The sequence below is a fragment of the Streptomyces sp. NPDC056527 genome, assembly GCF_042794475.1.
In the GTDB taxonomy this organism is placed as follows: domain Bacteria; phylum Actinomycetota; class Actinomycetes; order Streptomycetales; family Streptomycetaceae; genus Streptomyces.
The window spans coordinates 16,090-29,645 of record NZ_JBHTTQ010000010.1 but is presented as its reverse complement, the minus strand read 5'-3'; the positions used below and the strand labels follow the sequence as shown (position 1 = coordinate 29,645).

Genomic DNA, 13,556 nt, shown 5'->3' with positions numbered 1-13,556 from the left:
AGCGCCCGCCCTGGTACGCCGACCGGGCGTGACCTCCCGGCCACACCCGGTCCCGTCCGGCGGACTACCCTCGGCAGCGTGTACCAGGAACGTCCCGCGCGCCTGGACGGCGCCGTCCTCTGGAGCCTGACGCCCCGCGTCGGGGCGCCACCGGTGCCCGTGCTGCCCGACGGCTGCATGGATGTGATCTGGTGCGACGGCCGGCTGCTCGTCGCGGGACCCGACACCTTCGCGTACGTCCCCGAGGGCGGGGCGGGCCGCTACGCCGGGATCCGCTTCGCGCCCGGTGACGCGCCCGCGCTGCTCGGCGTACCGGCGAGCGAACTGCGCGACAGGCGGGTCGAGCTCGGGGCGCTGTGGGGAGAGGCGAGGGCGCGCAGGCTCGGCGAGCGGGTCGCCGACGCGCCCGACCCCGCCGCCGGGCTCGAAGCCCTCGCGCTGCACCGGGCCACCGAAGCCCCCGCTCCCGACCTGCTGCTCCGTGCCGTCGTACAGCGGCTCCGGGCGGGCCGACCGGTCGCCGAGACCGCCGAGGCCGTCGGGCTCGGGGCCCGGCAGCTGCACCGGCGGTCACTGGACGCGTTCGGCTACGGGCCCAAGACCCTGGCGCGTATCCTCCGCCTCCAGCGCGCGCTCGCCCTGGTCAGGGCGGGGCTGCCGTACGCCGAGGCGGCTCTTCGGGCCGGCTGCGTCGACCAGGCCCACCTGGCACGCGAGACCCGGGCCCTGGCCGGCACGACGCCGTCCGCCTATGCCTCGGACTGGGCGAAGAGGGAGACCCCGCAGCCGTCCGGGTCGAGCACGACGGCATAGCGCTGCCCCCACACCGCGTCCCACGGCTTGAGGTGCCCGCGGTACCCGGCAGAGACCAGCGACTCGTAGGCGGCGTCCACGTCCCGCGGAGAGTCACAGCGGAACGCGAGCCCGATCCGGTCGCCGCCCTGGGGGCGGGACCAGCCGGGATCGAAGGAGGCGATGACCTCCTCCGTGTCCCACGCGATCCGCATCCCGCCGGGCAGGTCGGCTTCCACATGGGGCGCGGTGTCGGACTCGACGGGAATCTCCAGGCCGAGCCGGCGGTAGAAGGCGAGTGAGGCGGCCATGTCGGAGACGACGAGGCCGATGACGTCGAGACGTGGTGTGTTCATGGGGGCACCGTAGGCAGACGGGGAATCGCGGGTCTTGTACGAATCGGACGCGCGGGCGGGGCGACGGGCCCGGCGGGCGGCACCGCTCGCCGTGGTCCCGCTCGCGCCTCCCGGCCTCGTGGGGTGCCCCGGCCGGACGTACGCTGGAACGGAACCGTGCCTGACGGAGGTGCCGTCATGACCGCATCGGCCGTTCCACGTGGGCCCGGTGCGACCGTCTGGGCGCCCGAGACGGTGACCACCGACCCGTACAACGCCCAGACGCCGAGGGCCGCGCTGACCGAGCGCGTCACTCCCGCGGACGCGCTGTTCGTACGGGACCACTTCGGGGTGCCGCGGACGGCGCTCTCCGACTGGGAGCTGCGGATCGGCGGGGCGGTGACCGCACCGACCACCCTCGGCTTTGAGGAGCTGCTCGCCCTGGGACGCCTCGGACGCCGGGAGTTCGACGTCGTCCTGGAGTGCGCCGGCAACGGCCGCGCCCTGATGAGCCCCCGCCCGCCGGGACTGCCCTGGGACCAACGGGCAGTGGGCTGCGCGCGGTTCGCGGGCGTTCCGTTCCACCTGGTCGCCGAGCGCGCCGGCATCGCGCCGGAGACGGTCGAGTTCGTCTTCGCCGGGGCAGACGCCGGTACCGTGCACGGCCGGCCGGCGGCTTTCGAACGCAGCCTCCCGCTCGCCGAGGCCCTCCACCCGGACACCCTCCTCGCAACCCATATGAACGGCGAGCCGCTCCCGCCCGAGCACGGTGCCCCGGTCCGCCTCGTCGTCCCCGGCCGGTACGCGGTCGCCGACGTGAAATGGCTGGTCGAGGCGAGGGCCGTCACGGAACCCTTCACGGGCGTCTTCCAGGCCGAGGAGTACGTGTACGTCACGTCGCGGGGCACACCGGACGGGCCCGTCGGGGCCATCCGGGTCAAGTCGTTCATCAGTGCGCCCGAACCGGACGACGACCTCCGGCGCGGCATGCAGACCGTCGTACGCGGCCGGGCGTGGTCGGGCGCCGGACTGGCCGTGGGACGGGTCGAGGTCCGGGCGGAGCACGAAGACGAGAACCGCCCGGGAGAGGAGCTCGCCGGCGACGCGGACTGGCACGACGCCGACCTGGAGGAGCCGACCGGGCCGTACGCCTGGACGGGCTGGTCGTACCGGTGGACGCCCCGGAGGCCGGGCCGGTACCGGCTGCTGGCCCGGGCGACCGACGCGCACGGCGACATCCAGCCGCCGCGGGCGCCGTGGAACGCCCAGGGCTACGGCTGCAACCCGGTGGCGGCGGTCGACGTGGTCGTCGTCTGAGGCGACCGGGCGCCCGACGGCTCCTGGACGGAGTACGGCTCCCTGGTCAGGGCACCCATCGGACCCGTCACTTGCCGCAGGGCGGGTCGTAGGGCAGGGCCGGGGACACGAACTCCTTCCACACGTCGGGGTTCATCGCCGATCGCGTCGACGCGCACAGGATCGCGCGGGCGCGGGCCGGATCCGTCTGCCAGAGCCGTACGGTGCCGTCCTGACCGGCCGTCACCAGCACATCGCCACGCGGGGTGTACCGCAGCGCGTTGACCGATCCGTTGTGCCCGATGACGGGCAGACCGTACGCGGTGATGCGAGCGGGATCCGAGATGTTCCAGAACCGGATCTGGCCGACGGAGTTGCCGCTCGCGAGCATGGTCCCGTCCGGGGCGAAGCCGACGCTCCACACCGCGCCGCCGCTGAGCGGCGGCTTGCCGACGGGTTTCGGGAAGGCCGGCTGGGACACGTCGAAGAGCCTGATCCGGCTGTCCCCACCGCCTGTCGCGACCAGCGGGGCACGTGGATGGACGTCGAGGGAGATGGCCACCTTGGAGTCGAGCCGGCTGCCTTCGCTGACCGGAGCGGTTCCCTCGCCCGTTCGCCAGGCCCGGACGTCGCCGTATGCCTCTGCCGAGTAGACGTGGCCCGACCCGCCTGCGACGGCCAGACCTTTGGTCGCCCGCTTGTCGCCGTCCAGCTCGCCGCCGAGCGGGGCGGGGCGCGCCGGATCGGCCACGTTCCAGGCGCGGAGGCCACCGTAGTAACCGCCGTCGAGGTTCATCGACGCCGCGACCAGAGTGGTCCCGTCGGCGCCGAAGGCCAGTGCGGAGACCGGTTTCGTCTGCCCTGGCAGCGAGTTGCCGATCGCCACCGGCCGAGTGGGGGCGGACACGTCCCACAGCCGGACGTCGCCGCGCCAGCCGCCGGTGGCCAGCACGTTCTTCTCCGACGCCGCCGACGAGCCGCGTTTGCGGGGCATGAAGGCAACGGACGACACCGTGCCGTAGGACCCCGTAAGTCCACCGACGTACTTCAGGTACGTCGGGTCGGAGAGGTCGAACAGCGAGACGTTGGCGCCCGAAGCCACCGCGAGCAGTCGCCCGTCACCGGTCAGCGCCAGCGCCTCGGCCGCCAGGCCGCCGCCCAGGACGGACAGGCCCGTGGGCAGCCGCCACAGATGAACCTTGCCGTCCCCGCCACTGCTGACGAGCGTGAGCCCGGTCGGGGCGAAGGCGAGATGCATGACGAGCGTGTCGTGCCCCCGCAGGGTCGGGACGACCCACCTGGCCTGTGCGGGGTCTCCCATGTTCCAGATGTTGATGTTCCCGGAGTTGTCCCCGGCGGCGAGCAGATGGCCGCCCGCGCTGAACGCGAGCGAGGTGACCGTCGTCCCGGGGAACAAGGTGTTGGTCAACTTCGGCCGACGAGGGTCGGACACGTTCCAGATCCGCACCCTTCCGTCACCTCCGGCGGTGGCCAGCACCGCGGCGACGGGGCTGAACGCCGCCTTGTGGACGATGCCCCAATGCTCGCCCAGCTCGCCGCCGAGCGCCTTGGGCCGGGCCGGATCCGACACGTTCCACAGCCGCACGAGCAGTCTGCGGTCGCTGCCGGGGCGTCCCGTACCCCCGGTGACGGCGAGCGTGCGGCCGTCACGGCTGTAGGCCACGGACGTGACGAGCTGCCATTCGGCGGCCACCACCGTGCTCACCGTTCGTGGACGGCGCGGATCGCTGACGTCGATCAGGTAGACGGTCCCGCTGGTCTCGCTGCCGCTGTTGTCCGTGACGACGACGGCCAGGGTCCGGCTGTCGGGGCTGAACTGCAGACTCTGCACGATGCCCCGCTGGGCAGACGACCACGGAGCGTTCAGAGCCACCGGCCGCTTCGGGTCGGAGACGTCCAGGAGCTGCACCTTGCCGTCCGTGTCGCCACGGGCGAGCAGGTCGCCCTTCGCGTTGTACGCGATCGCGGATGCGTCGATCCCCTTTCCCGCGCCGGGTTCGTCGGCCAGGGATGCCGGGCGGGCCGCGTCCTTGGCGTCCCAGAACCGCAGGGAGCTCCCGCCGGTGGCCACCCGTCCTTCCGGGCCGAACGCGACCGGTGGGGACGTGCCGAACTGGCCCGGCAGGGTCGAGGGCAGCACCGAGGTCGCCGCAGTCGTCAGCCGAGTGTTCAGTCGCTCCGTCGGACGCATCCGATGGGCGACGAGGTCGAGTTGCGCGGCCAGCGCGCCGTTGGTCTCCCGCTGGCGGTCCGCCTCGGCGCTGACCCGGTCGAAGATGGCGTTGTCGCGCTGCTCGACCGCCTCACCACTCTTCTGGAACGCGATCGTCGCCGCGACCATGGCCAGCACCGCCAGTACGGAGACGGCGGTCACCGCGCCGCGTCGGATCAGGCGGCCCCGGCGCTCCTGCCGCTCGGAGGCGGCGAGGAACTCCGTGACCAGAGGCGTGAGGTCCTCGGGGCTCGCTTCCGAGGCCCAGGATCGGGCGAGCACGAGCTTGGCCCCCGCGTGCAGCGCCGTCGCGTCCTTGCGACCGCCGCGCTCCCAGGCCACAGCCGCCTCCTCCACCTCCTGCCGTACCGGCATGCCGCTCTTGCCCACTCCGATCCAGCCGCGGCGGAGTCGTGGCCACGCCCAGAGCAGGGCTTCGTGCGTGACCTCGACGACGACCGTGCCCATCCGCCCTTCCACGCCCTGGGTGAGCAGCCGGGCGCGGGTGAAGCGTTCCGCGAGATCGGGCACCTCACTCGGGTCGGCGGCGGCGAGGAGCAGGTCGGCGCGGGTCCGCCGGCGGCGGGTCACCTCGCCGTTCTCGCCGATCCTGACGAGGCCGAGGAACATCTGCCGTGCCGCCCGCCGCGCGGACGGGGTCAGCTTCCCGAACTCCTCCTCGGCCGTGGCCGCCACCGCGCCGTCGATGCCGCCGTTGTCGCGGTAGCTGTCCACGGTCAGCGTGTCGCCCCTGCGCTCCAGCCAGGTGGCCCGCAGCGCATGCGCGAGGAGAGGGAGCCGTCCGGACTCGTAGGCGCCCTCGTCGCGGGGCGCGGTGCCGCGGAGGTCGCGCAGGACGACGTCGACGAGACCGGGCGCGAGCGTCAGACGGGCCCTCTCGGCGGGCATGGTCACCGCCCGGCGGACCTCGTCGTCGCTCATCGGCCCGACGATGACCTGACGCTTCACCAGAGCGTCGCGCAGATACGGAAAGGCGCTGCAGGAGCCGTAGAAGTCCGCGCGCAGTCCGTAGACGGCCAGGGCGACGGGGGTCTCCTCGCCGGGCGCGCCCTCGGCCGGGGGCGCACCCGTCAGCTCGGCGAGCACCTCGACGAAGCGGCGGCGGACGGACTCGTCCTGGCAGAGGGTGAAGAGCTCCTCCAGCTGGTCGACGACGAGCACGAACCGGCGGTCCGACCAGAGGTCCAGCCGTTCGCGTACGAAGGAGGTGAGCCGGCCGGCCTCCATCTCCTCGGTGACCCGTGCCGGTTCGGCGTCCGTGAGCCGGCCGAGCCCCGACGCGAGCGCCGCCAGTGGCTCGGCCGTGGGGGACAGCAGCAGTTGCGGCCAGTGCCGGGAACCCGGTAACCGCCCCTGGGCGAGCCCCGGGAGAACCCCGGCACGGAGCAGCGACGACTTGCCGGCGCCGGAAGGCGCGACGACGGCCAGCGGGCTGTGGTCGCGCACGCAAAGCTCAAGGCGGTTCATGACCCTGCTGACGAGGGCTTCCCGGCCGAAGAACCACTCGGCCTCGTGGGTGTCGAAGGCCCGTAGTCCGGGGTAGGGGCACTCCTCGCCCTCGGAGGGCGAGGAGGTCCTGGACCTGGACTCGCCACCGGAGTGGTAGTGCTCGTGATGGTGCTCGGTCACGCCGCCGTGGACGACGACCATGTCCCTCGCCGAGCGGTACACATTGCCGCGCTCGCCGGCCCACGCCTGCAGCTCGTCCGCCAGCAGGACTTGGCGCCGCTCGTCCATGGACATCCCCCGACTCCGAGAACCATGTTGCACGTGTGACGCGAATGCTACGGACAGTTCGCAGTCGTGACCATGCCATGGCGTGAGGAACAGGGGTCGGCCGGGCCGGGCAGGCGAAAGGCCGGCCCGACGCCATGGGGCGTCGAGCCGGCCTTCTTTCGTGAGCCGGTCAGTCCGTGCCGAACTCCATCGCGGCGCGGTCCAGCATCTCGTCGTCCTCGGCGACCTCGCCACGGGAGGCGATGGCCTCGGCGCCGCCCTCCGGCAGCTCCGTCATGGTGCCGATCAGCCCGGCCGCGGCCGCCTGGGCGGCGCCGATGGCGGGGTGGCCGGTGCCGATCAGACCGAGCCCGGCGTACTGCTCCAGCTTGGCGCGCGAGTCGGCGATGTCGAGGTTGCGCATGGTGAGCTGGCCGATCCGGTCCGTCGGACCGAACGCGGAGTCGTCGGTGCGCTCCATGGACAGCTTGTCCGGGTGGTAACTGAACGCGGGGCCCGTGGTGTTGAGGATCGAGTAGTCCTCGCCGCGCCGCAGTCGCAGCGTCACCTCGCCGGTGACGGCCGCGCCGACCCAGCGCTGCAGGGACTCGCGGATCATCAGCGCCTGCGGGTCCAGCCAGCGACCCTCGTACATCAGCCGCCCGAGCCGGCGTCCCTCGGTGTGGTACTGGGCGAGGGTGTCCTCGTTGTGGATCGCGTTGACCAGACGCTCGTAGGCGGCGTGCAGCAGGGCCATGCCGGGCGCCTCGTAGATGCCGCGGCTCTTGGCCTCGATGATCCGGTTCTCGATCTGGTCGGACATACCCATGCCGTGGCGGCCGCCGATGGCGTTCGCCTCCATGACCAGGTCGACGGGGGAGTCGAACTTCTGGCCGTTGATCGTCACCGGGCGGCCCTGGTCGAAGCCGATCGTCACGTCCTCGGTGGCGATCTCGACCGACGGGTCCCAGAACCGCACGCCCATGATGGGCTCCACGGTCTCCACGCCGGTGTCCAGGTGCTCCAGGGTCTTGGCCTCGTGGGTGGCGCCCCAGATGTTGGCGTCGGTGGAGTACGCCTTCTCGGTGCTGTCGCGGTAGGGAAGGTCGTGGGCGACGAGCCACTCCGACATCTCCTTGCGGCCGCCGAGCTCGGTCACGAAGTCCGCGTCCAGCCAGGGCTTGTAGATCCGCAGGTGCGGGTTGGCGAGCAGCCCGTACCGGTAGAACCGCTCGATGTCGTTGCCCTTGAACGTCGAGCCGTCGCCCCAGATCTGGACGTCGTCCTCGAGCATCGCCCGGACCAGCAGCGTGCCGGTGACGGCGCGGCCGAGCGGGGTGGTGTTGAAGTAGGCACGCCCGCCGGAGCGGATGTGGAACGCCCCGCAGGTGAGCGCGGCAAGGCCCTCTTCGACCAGCGCCGCGCGGCAGTCGACCAGGCGCGCGATCTCGGCGCCGTAGGTCTTCGCACGGCCGGGCACCGAGGCGATGTCGGGCTCGTCGTACTGGCCGATGTCGGCGGTGTAGGTGCACGGGACGGCACCCTTGTCGCGCATCCACGCGACCGCGACGGACGTGTCGAGACCGCCCGAGAAGGCGATGCCGACGCGCTCGCCGGCGGGAAGGGAGGTGAGGACCTTGGACATAGGAAGAGTATGCAGGATTCCGCATGATCATGCAACCGCGGGGTCTTCCGAACCGACGCCGCACCATCCACGGTGACGGCCCGGCCCCTTCTTCCGCCACTTCAGGGCGTACGTCCGGGTGCTCCTCCTGCCGTCTCCGAGAAGGCGAAGAAAATACGTGGCGCTTCCGGGGGGAGCCTCGTTAAGGTGTGATCGTTCTTGCGGACCGGCCGGTGTGCCGGCCGTGACAAGCCGCTCTGCGCGAACCAGGAGGTGTGACCGATGGCTGTCATGACGACGGGCTCTGCCCTCATTCAGAAGTTCATCAACTCCACCTCCGTGGCCGCCGGCTGACCTTCCTCACTTCCGCGTCCGTACGACGCGTGCCGGGGCCACCCTTGTGAAGGGTCCCCCCTTGTCTTTCGCCTCTCTTCAGGCATCCCTCTCCACCTCCGCGCACACGCTCGCCCCGTACGGCTGGGACGACGACTGGGCGGACGCGTTCGCTCCGTACGCCGCGCAGGGTCTGCTGCCCGGCCGTGTGCTGCGGGTCGACCGCGGTCAGTGCGACGTGATCACCCCTGTCGGCATCGTCCGTGGCGACACCGAGTTCGTCGTTCCCCACGACCCGCTGAGGGTCGTCTGCACGGGGGACTGGGTCGCCGTCGACGCGGCCGGCGACCCCCAGTACGTGAGGACGCTGCTGCCGCGCCGCACGGCGTTCGCGCGGTCCACCTCGTCGAAGCGGTCCGAGGGGCAGATCCTCGCCGCCAATGTCGACCACGCGATCATCACGGTCTCGCTCGCCGTCGAGCTGGACCTCGGCCGCGTGGAGCGCTTCCTCGCCCTGGCCTGGGAGTCCGGCGCGCAGCCGCTCGTCGTGCTCAGCAAGGCCGACCTCGTCCCCGACCCGGTGGGCCTCTCCTACCTCGTGGAGGACGTGGAGTCCGTGGCGCCGGGGGTGCAGGTGGTGCCGCTCAGCTCGCAGACCGGCGAGGGGCTCGACGTGCTCGCCGCTGTCGTGTCCGGCGGGACCAGCGTGCTGCTCGGGGCCTCCGGCGCCGGCAAGTCGACGCTGGCCAACACCCTCCTCGGCGAGGACGTGATGACCGTCCAGGCCGCCCGTGACGTGGACGGCAAGGGACGCCACACCACGACCACGCGCAACCTGCTCGTGCTGCCCGGGGGCGGCGTCCTCATCGACACCCCCGGTCTGCGCGGTGTCGGGCTCTGGGACGCCGAGACCGGCGTCGGCCAGGTGTTCTCCGAGATCGAGCAGCTGGCCGAGGATTGCCGCTTCCACGACTGCGCCCACGAGGCGGAACCGGGCTGCGCCGTGACGGCGGCGGTCGAGGACGGCTCGCTGGCGGTGCGCCGCCTGGAGAGTTACCGCAAGCTCCTGCGCGAGAACCAGCGCATCGTCGCCAAGACGGACGCCCGGCTCCGTGCCGAGAGGCTCAAGGACTGGAAGCGCAAGGGCGCGGAGGGCCGTGCGGCGATGGAGATCAAGCGCGGCGGTCGCGCGCGGGATTCGCGCAACGGCTGGTAGCCCAGGCCGGGTGACCCGGGTGATCGCGTACGGACGGCCGCCTCCGGCCGTCCGGGCCGGTCGTCCGGCAGGGGAGCGCCGGGGCAGCGCGGTGTCCGAAAACCGCCAGCCGGGCATCCGGAGGTCCCGCACACTGGATGCGTGAGCGACCACGACACCAGCGAGGACACCCGGTACGAGGCGGTCAGCAGCCGCGACGCCCGGTTCGACGGCGCCTTCTTCTTCGCCGTCGAGACGACCGGGATCTACTGCCGCCCCAGCTGCCCCGCCGTGACGCCCAAGCGGAAGAACGTCACCTTCTTCCCCACCGCGGCCGCCGCCCAGGGCCACGGCTTCCGGGCCTGCCGACGCTGCCGCCCCGACGCCGTGCCCGGGTCGGCCGAGTGGAACGTCCGCGCCGACGTCGTCGGGCGCGCCATGCGGATGATCGGGGACGGGGTCGTCGACCGGGAGGGCGTGCCCGGTCTCGCCGGGCGCCTCGGCTACAGCGCCCGGCAGGTCCAGCGGCAGCTCACCGCCGAGCTCGGCGCCGGCCCCGTCGCCCTCGCCCGCGCCCAGCGGGCCCACACCGCCCGGCTGCTCCTGCAGACCACCGGGCTCCCGGTCACGGACATCGCCTTCGCCTCGGGGTTCGCCAGCGTGCGCCAGTTCAACGACACGATCCGACGCATCTACGCCCGCACCCCCTCCGAACTGCGCACCGAGTCCGGCACCGGTGCGGGACCCCGCACAGCCCTTGCCGCCGGGGTGCCGCTGCGGCTGGCCCACCGAGGCCCCTACGCCGCCCGCGAGGTCTTCGACCTGCTCGCCGCCGAGGCGCTGCCCCACGTCGAGGAGGTGCTCGGCACCCCCGGCACCCGCACCTACCGCCGTACGCTCCGCCTCCCGTACGGCACCGGCATCGTCTCCGTCGACGAGCGCTCCGCCGGGCCCTGGCTGGAGGCCCGGATCCACCTCACCGATCTGCGCGACCTCACCACCGCCGTCCAGCGGCTGCGCCGCCTGCTCGACCTGGACGCCGACCCCTACGCCGTCGCCGAGCGCCTCGGCGCCGACCCCGCACTCGCCGCCCGGGTCGCGGCCCGTCCCGGCGTACGGTCGCCGGGCGCCGCCGATCCGGTGGAGTTCGCGGTACGGACCGTGGTCGGCCCGAAGGAGGCGGCGCGGCTGGTGTCGGCGCACGGCACGCCGCTGGACAGCGCCTGCGGCACCCTCACCCACGTCTTTCCCGAGCCCGCCGCACTGACCGCCCACCCTGTCGCAGGGCCCCTCGCGGAAGCGCTCGCCACCGGGGCCGTACGCCTCGATCCGGGCGCCGACCGTGACGAGGCGGAACGCGCCCTGCGGACCGTTCCCGGCATCACCGCCGGGCAGGCCGCCCTCATCCGGATGCGCGCCCTCGGCGACCCCGACGTCGCCCCCGAGGGCACCCCGGACGCCGAAGCCTGGCGGCCCTGGCGGTCGTACGCCCTCAGGTATCGGGAGCTCGCCCCCGCCCCGGCAGAATGAGCTCATGATCAGCAATGAGCACCAGGTCCGCATCGACCCGCTGGGACCGGACGACCGGGACGCCTGGGAGCGCCTCTTCCGCGCGTACATCGACTTCTACGGCCGCAGCGAGCCGGCCGCCATGTACGAGCGGGCCTGGACGGCCTTCCGGGGCGGCACCCGGCTGCATGCCCTGGCGGCCCGGCTCGACGGCCGGATCGTCGGCTTCACCCACTTCTTCGTCCACCCCAACACCTCGGGTCCGGACGTCTGCTACCTGCAGGACCTGTTCACCGACCCCGAGGCGCGCGGCAGGGGCGTCGCCCGCGCCCTGATCGCCGCCGTGACGGAGTGGGCGCGGGAGCGGGACTGCGACCGGGTCTACTGGAACACCCAGGAGTCCAACGTCACCGCCCGCCGGCTCTACGACCAGGTGGCCCGGAACACCGGCTTCATCAGGTACCAGATCGATCTTCCGAAGTAGAGCCGAGGCCCCAGCTGTGGATCCTGCGGGGGTGGATCCGGATGACCTGCTCGCTGAAGTGCGGGCCGAGCTCGTGCGGTCCGACCAGGAGCTCCGCCACCCCACGGATCTCCACCCCGCGCACCCGCCAGGGCCGCACGCTCGCCAGATCGTCGACGACCAGCGCCACCTTGGGGTTCGCCTGGAGGTTGCGCCACTTCTTCGAGCGGCCCATCGCGAGACCGCCCACCAGCACCGTGCCGTCCTCCTGTGGGAAGAAGCCGACCGGGTTGGCCTGCGGCTGGCCGTCGGGATCGACCGTGGCCATCCGGGCCAGCCGCTGGGTCCGCAGATAGGCGCGCTCGTCCTCGCTGAATCCCTCGAAATCCCTCATGGGACCAGGGTCGCGCGCCGACCGGGCCCGGTGCATCGGCGATCCGTCCTAGGCCCGCGTCCCGCAGGGCCTAGGACCTCAGCCCCAGATCACCGCGCCGAACCACGCCCCGACGATCAGCAGGCAGGAGAACAGCTCCACGAGGATGCTCGTCCCGGCCGCGCGCATCACCGTCCGGGTGGAGGCCCTGGCCTGGCCGTGGCCGCCGAGGCGGAGCCGCTCCGAGAGGTAGATGCCGCCGATGAAACCGGGGATCGCGCCGAGCACGGGGATCAGGAAGAAGCCGAGGAACGCGCCGACACCGGCATAGGTCACCATCCGCCGGGTGATCCCGACGCCGCGGATCCGGCGCGGCGGCAGCTGCCACACGACCACCTGGGTGAGCAGGAGCAGCGCCGTCGAGGAGACGAGCAGGATCCAGGCGAGCCCGCTCTGCTCGTTCAAGGACCACCAGAGCATGGCCGCCCACACCAGCCACGGCCCGGGCACGCCGGGAGCCAACACCCCGAACAGGCCGAGCAGCATGACCATCGCAACGAGCAACAGCTGCCACACACCCATCTGCCAAGCGTGCAGGACCGATGATCTTCTCGCAGGTCGCAGGGTACGTACGGGGGGCCGGACGGCCACCCGCGCGCGGGGTCACCCCCGCGCGACCCACCCCTTCTCGTACGCGTGCCAGCCCAGCTGGAGCCGGGTCGTCACGCCCGACAGCTCCATCAGGCCCTTCACACGGCGCTGCACCGTGCGCAGGCCCAGATCGAGCTGCTTGGCCACGCTCGCGTCCGTCATGCCGGCCAGGAGCAGCGAGAGGATCTCCAGGTCCGTCACGTCGGGACCCGGCACCTCGGTCTCCGTGACCTGCGCGCCCGCCCCGAGCCGCAGCGGCAGCGCGTCGCGCCAGACCGCCTCGAAGAGACCCATCAGGGACTCCAGGAGCCCGCTCGAGTGCACCACGAGCGCCGCCGGCTCCGCCCCGCGGCCCGTCAGCGGCACCATCGCCAGGGCCCGGTCCGCGACCACCAGCTTGGTGGGGACCCGGTCCACCACGCGGATCTGCTCGTCACGGCCGAGCGCGGCCGACAGCTCGATGATCCCCGTCGGCAGGTTCAGCACCTCCCGCTCGATGACCACGCGGTAGGACACGCCCCGCCCGGCCACCAGCTCCTCCGCGTCGTTCTCCATCCCGGTGACCGCGATCGGCTTGCCCGTCACCAGCGCGCAGACCTCTTCGGTCGCCCCGAGCTGGAGCTGGAGGAAGCGGTGGGTGACGGCGCTCGCGCCGGTCACCACCTCCACCAGGTCGTGGACGGCCGGCTCCGCCGCCTCCGCGCGGTACTCCTCGGCGAGCAGCGCCGCCGCCAGCTCCGCCTGCTCCAGCTCGTGGCGCTGCTGGGTGAGGAGCGCCCCCAGCGCCACCCCCGGCGGCGCCGCGACCCACCGTCCGGTCCGAGCCGAGGACTGTGCGGCCAGCCCCTGCGACTCCAGGCGTCGTAGCGCCCGCTCGGTGTCGGTCTCGGGCAGGGCGAGCCGGTGCGCGAGATCCGTCACCTCGGCCGCGCCCAGCGCGACGAGCGCGCGGTACGCCGACTCCTGCCGTTCGTCGAGACCTATCGCTCCCAGCATCGCTGCCCCACCCCTCGCC

11 protein-coding genes are annotated in these 13,556 nt (G+C 72.7%); 5 read left to right on the top strand and 6 right to left on the bottom strand.

Annotated elements, in window-relative coordinates:
* Positions 1–78: 78 nt before the first annotated feature.
* Positions 79–813, top strand: a complete 735-nt coding sequence (locus ACFQ7Q_RS08210; RefSeq protein WP_383551242.1) for a helix-turn-helix domain-containing protein — start codon at positions 79–81, stop codon at positions 811–813.
* On the opposite strand, the gene ACFQ7Q_RS08205 is transcribed toward ACFQ7Q_RS08210, so the two are convergent.
* Positions 750–1,148, bottom strand: coding sequence for a VOC family protein (locus tag ACFQ7Q_RS08205; RefSeq protein WP_383551240.1), 399 nt, complete (start codon positions 1,146–1,148; stop codon positions 750–752). The two genes, ACFQ7Q_RS08210 and ACFQ7Q_RS08205, sit on opposite strands and share 64 nt — an antisense overlap.
* A 177-nt stretch (positions 1,149–1,325) precedes the next feature.
* On the opposite strand from ACFQ7Q_RS08205, the gene ACFQ7Q_RS08200 reads away from it, so the two are divergent.
* Complete coding sequence (locus tag ACFQ7Q_RS08200; RefSeq protein WP_383551238.1) at positions 1,326–2,444, top strand: molybdopterin-dependent oxidoreductase; 1,119 nt, start codon at positions 1,326–1,328, stop codon at positions 2,442–2,444.
* Between the two features lie 67 nt (positions 2,445–2,511).
* On the opposite strand, the gene ACFQ7Q_RS08195 is transcribed toward ACFQ7Q_RS08200, so the two are convergent.
* The gene (locus ACFQ7Q_RS08195) at positions 2,512–6,420 is read right to left on the bottom strand and encodes a hypothetical protein (protein ID WP_383551236.1); all 3,909 of its coding nucleotides are present in this window, start codon (positions 6,418–6,420) and stop codon (positions 2,512–2,514) included.
* A gap of 163 nt (positions 6,421–6,583) precedes the next feature.
* Complete coding sequence (gene argG, locus ACFQ7Q_RS08190; protein ID WP_383551234.1) at positions 6,584–8,038, bottom strand: argininosuccinate synthase; 1,455 nt, start codon at positions 8,036–8,038, stop codon at positions 6,584–6,586.
* Between the two features lie 394 nt (positions 8,039–8,432).
* On the opposite strand from argG, the gene rsgA reads away from it, so the two are divergent.
* The 3 genes from rsgA (at position 8,433) to ACFQ7Q_RS08175 (ending at position 11,538) form a co-directional block, all read left to right on the top strand.
* Positions 8,433–9,566, top strand: coding sequence for a ribosome small subunit-dependent GTPase A (gene rsgA, locus ACFQ7Q_RS08185; RefSeq protein ID WP_383551232.1), 1,134 nt, complete (start codon positions 8,433–8,435; stop codon positions 9,564–9,566).
* Between the two features lie 141 nt (positions 9,567–9,707).
* The gene (locus ACFQ7Q_RS08180; RefSeq protein ID WP_383551230.1) at positions 9,708–11,075 is read left to right on the top strand and encodes a bifunctional transcriptional activator/DNA repair enzyme AdaA; all 1,368 of its coding nucleotides are present in this window, start codon (positions 9,708–9,710) and stop codon (positions 11,073–11,075) included.
* Positions 11,076–11,079: 4 nt separating this feature from the next.
* Entirely contained in the window at positions 11,080–11,538 is a 459-nt protein-coding gene (locus tag ACFQ7Q_RS08175; RefSeq protein ID WP_383551228.1) for a GNAT family N-acetyltransferase, read from the top strand.
* Here ACFQ7Q_RS08175 and ACFQ7Q_RS08170 read toward each other — a convergent pair.
* From ACFQ7Q_RS08170 to ACFQ7Q_RS08160, 3 genes are all read right to left on the bottom strand, one after another.
* Positions 11,510–11,911 carry a PPOX class F420-dependent oxidoreductase gene (locus ACFQ7Q_RS08170; RefSeq protein ID WP_383551226.1) on the bottom strand — a complete coding sequence of 134 codons (402 nt, stop codon included), beginning with the start codon at positions 11,909–11,911 and terminating at the stop codon, positions 11,510–11,512. The genes ACFQ7Q_RS08175 and ACFQ7Q_RS08170 overlap by 29 nt on opposite strands.
* 78 nt (positions 11,912–11,989) lie before the next feature.
* On the bottom strand, positions 11,990–12,472 hold the full coding sequence (locus ACFQ7Q_RS08165) for a DUF456 domain-containing protein (RefSeq protein WP_383551224.1): 483 nt from the start codon (positions 12,470–12,472) through the stop codon (positions 11,990–11,992).
* A gap of 81 nt (positions 12,473–12,553) precedes the next feature.
* The gene (locus ACFQ7Q_RS08160) at positions 12,554–13,537 is read right to left on the bottom strand and encodes a helix-turn-helix domain-containing protein (RefSeq protein ID WP_383551222.1); all 984 of its coding nucleotides are present in this window, start codon (positions 13,535–13,537) and stop codon (positions 12,554–12,556) included.
* Positions 13,538–13,556 lie beyond the last annotated feature (19 nt).

What these genes read in the sequence shown, in the direction of transcription:
- ACFQ7Q_RS08175 (WP_383551228.1), top strand. Translation starts at nt 11,080, where the DNA reads ATGATCAGCAATGAGCACCAGGTCCGCATCGACCCGCTGGGACCGGAC.
- ACFQ7Q_RS08165 (WP_383551224.1), bottom strand. Translation starts at nt 12,472, where the DNA reads ATGGGTGTGTGGCAGCTGTTGCTCGTTGCGATGGTCATGCTGCTCGGC.
- ACFQ7Q_RS08200 (WP_383551238.1), top strand. Translation starts at nt 1,326, where the DNA reads ATGACCGCATCGGCCGTTCCACGTGGGCCCGGTGCGACCGTCTGGGCG.
- ACFQ7Q_RS08160 (WP_383551222.1), bottom strand. Translation starts at nt 13,537, where the DNA reads ATGCTGGGAGCGATAGGTCTCGACGAACGGCAGGAGTCGGCGTACCGC.
- ACFQ7Q_RS08195 (WP_383551236.1), bottom strand. Translation starts at nt 6,420, where the DNA reads ATGTCCATGGACGAGCGGCGCCAAGTCCTGCTGGCGGACGAGCTGCAG.
- ACFQ7Q_RS08205 (WP_383551240.1), bottom strand. Translation starts at nt 1,148, where the DNA reads ATGAACACACCACGTCTCGACGTCATCGGCCTCGTCGTCTCCGACATG.
- ACFQ7Q_RS08170 (WP_383551226.1), bottom strand. Translation starts at nt 11,911, where the DNA reads ATGAGGGATTTCGAGGGATTCAGCGAGGACGAGCGCGCCTATCTGCGG.
- argG (WP_383551234.1), bottom strand. Translation starts at nt 8,038, where the DNA reads ATGTCCAAGGTCCTCACCTCCCTTCCCGCCGGCGAGCGCGTCGGCATC.